The sequence below is a fragment of the Pareuzebyella sediminis genome, from assembly GCF_008367235.1.
In the GTDB taxonomy this organism is placed as follows: domain Bacteria; phylum Bacteroidota; class Bacteroidia; order Flavobacteriales; family Flavobacteriaceae; genus Pareuzebyella; species Pareuzebyella sediminis.
This window is the reverse complement of sequence record NZ_VTZS01000018.1, coordinates 1-2,559: the sequence shown is the minus strand read 5'-3', so window position 1 is coordinate 2,559 and position 2,559 is coordinate 1. Positions and strand designations below refer to the sequence as shown.

At 41.7% G+C, this 2,559-nt stretch carries 1 protein-coding gene; it reads left to right on the top strand.

Features of this window, described 5'->3' with window-relative positions:
- Window positions 1–558: 558 nt before the first annotated feature.
- A partial coding sequence (locus F2B13_RS20310) for a PKD domain-containing protein (protein ID WP_149277772.1) occupies window positions 559–2,559 on the top strand: 2,001 nt, incomplete at its 3' end.

Below are 2,559 nucleotides of genomic sequence, written 5' to 3'. Positions count from 1 at the left end.
GGGGCGCGGACCGTCTGGAGACCTACCTCGGCACGGTGCGGATGATCACCCGAAGGCCCGGCGACCCCGATTATGGTAAAGATTCATATTCTGAGGTCGTTCCAGATTAATATTTGTATAAAAAAAATAATTTAAACTAAAAGTATTTGTGTGAACACTTGACTATTAATTTTATTACTAGAATAGCAAAAAATCGAACATGAATTTGTTCGATTTTTTTATGAACAATATAGTAATGATTTAATATAAAAACTTAAACCATCTCTACTAAAAATTATTAGTTTTTATTCATTTTCTATTACTAATTTATAATTCTTAATTTGTCAATACCGCAATAAACTTTTTGGTTATTTTCAAGACGTTTTGAAGTAGGTAAATTGGCTTAGGACAATCGGGTATTTTTTTGTTTTAAAATATTTAATCTGTTAAAATTAACTGCATTTCATCGATTTATTATGCTTTTCGTCGTCTTTATTTTTGTTGACTACGTATTTATCAAAACAAGAAATAATCAATTTGCTCCCCAAAGTGAACGATTCCTTCTAAGGTCAACTACTTATGAATGTAAACCCCTGCCGGACTTTTGTCCATTTCCTATATTTTATTTTTACCGCCTTTTTGGTAAACCTGTCTTGTAATAAAGACGAAGATGCACTCTTAGATGCGGTTTTATCTGAGGAAAACACCATAATAAATAATCAAGATATAAAAGACCTGAACAATCAGGTTTCAGAAGTTGCTGATTTCAAAGAAGAACCAGAGGATGTTAAAATTCTAAAAAGCTTGGTTAGCAGAATTACTATATTCAAGCCGGTACAAGATGCGTATGTACAAAACGGAAAGGGTTTTAACCAGCATATAATAAGGCTTGACGAGAATCGACGGACGGGCTATCTTATGTTCGATTTAAGCCAGATTGATTCTATTGGTGGAGAAATTACTTCGGCAACACTAAAGTTTGTCATCAATCAAGATTCTGGAAATGGTAAAATCAAAGTATACAAAGGGGAATCCCAAAATTGGAGCGAAGATAGCCTATCCGAAACTTCGGCCCCGTCGAAGGGGGTTCAACTTGGTGAAATACAACAAGATTATGATCTAAACACTACGATAGGTATAGACCTCAACCATAGAGAAATCCTTCCGACGTATTCAACCTTGATTCTTGGTCATTTTGAAGGGAATGATATAGCTTTTGCATCGAAGGAAAATAACCGGATTCAGGCAAGTCAACTAGAAATAACCTATAACGCTCCTATGAATTCGGATGTTATAGAAGACGAACAAGGCATTCCTGAGAGTGAACAACCCACCGAGGAGACCGAGGAAGTCGATACGACCACGGAAGAGCCGGTCGAGGAAACTACCGAAGAAGAGACCGTAGAGGAACAGCCTATGGATGAGGAGACGGAGGAAGTCGATACGACCACGGAAGAGCCGGTCGAGGAAACTACCGAAGAAGAGACCGTAGAGGAACAGCCTATGGATGAGGAGACCGGGGAAGTCGATACGACCACGGAAGAGCCGGTCGAGGAAACTACCGAAGAAGAGACCGTAGAGGAAAAGCCTATGGATGAGGAGACCGGGGAAGTCGATACGACTACGGAAGAACCGGTAGAGGAACCGACGACTGAAGAGCCGGATCAAGAACCGGTGCTGCCAATTAAACCATCTAACAGCCCTCCGATGGCTAAGGCGGATGCTTCCCCTTTGAGCGGGTTTGCTCCTCTAGATGTTACTTTTTCAAGTGCTAACTCAACCGATGATAAAGCTATTACTACATTTCAATGGAGTTTTCAAGATGGAAATACGGTTTCGCGGGCAGATGTTGACCATACCTTTACCGAGCCTGGAACGTATAAGGTAGTTTTGAAAGTCTCTGATGAGGAAGGACTTACCGCTACCGATGAGGTAACGATTACCGTTAAAGAGGTAACTAATGAGGCTCCTGTGGCCACTGCCACCGCAAACATATCTTCCGGACCCGCCCCGTTAGAGGTAAATTTTACTGGAAGTAATTCCACCGATGATAATTCGGTAAACACTTATAAATGGGATTTTGGAGACGGCAGTACCTCTTCAAAAGCCGATCCAACCCACAATTTTTCCGAACCGGGTTCATACAAAGTGCAATTGAAGGTTTCGGACGAAGCAGGACTGACCGATACTGATGAGCTAACCATTACCATAGAAGAAATAAGTAATGAAGCCCCGATAGCCAAAGCAAGTGCCAATAGTACTTCAGGTACGGCACCTTTAACAATCGATTTCAAAGGGAGTAATTCTACCGATGATACCGCTGTATCAACTTACTATTGGAATTTCCAAGATGGTTCAACATCTACAGATCCAGACCCCTCACATACTTTTGATTCATCAGGTACCTACGAGGTAACACTCTCGGTCGAAGATGAAGGTGAACTTTCTGATATTGATACCATAACCATTATAGTCGACGCCCCGGTAAACGAGGCGCCCAATGCGGTCGTGTCGGCGGATATTGTCTCCGGCGAGTCGCCTTTGGAGGTAGCTTTCACGGGAGGCGGGTCTACCGACGAC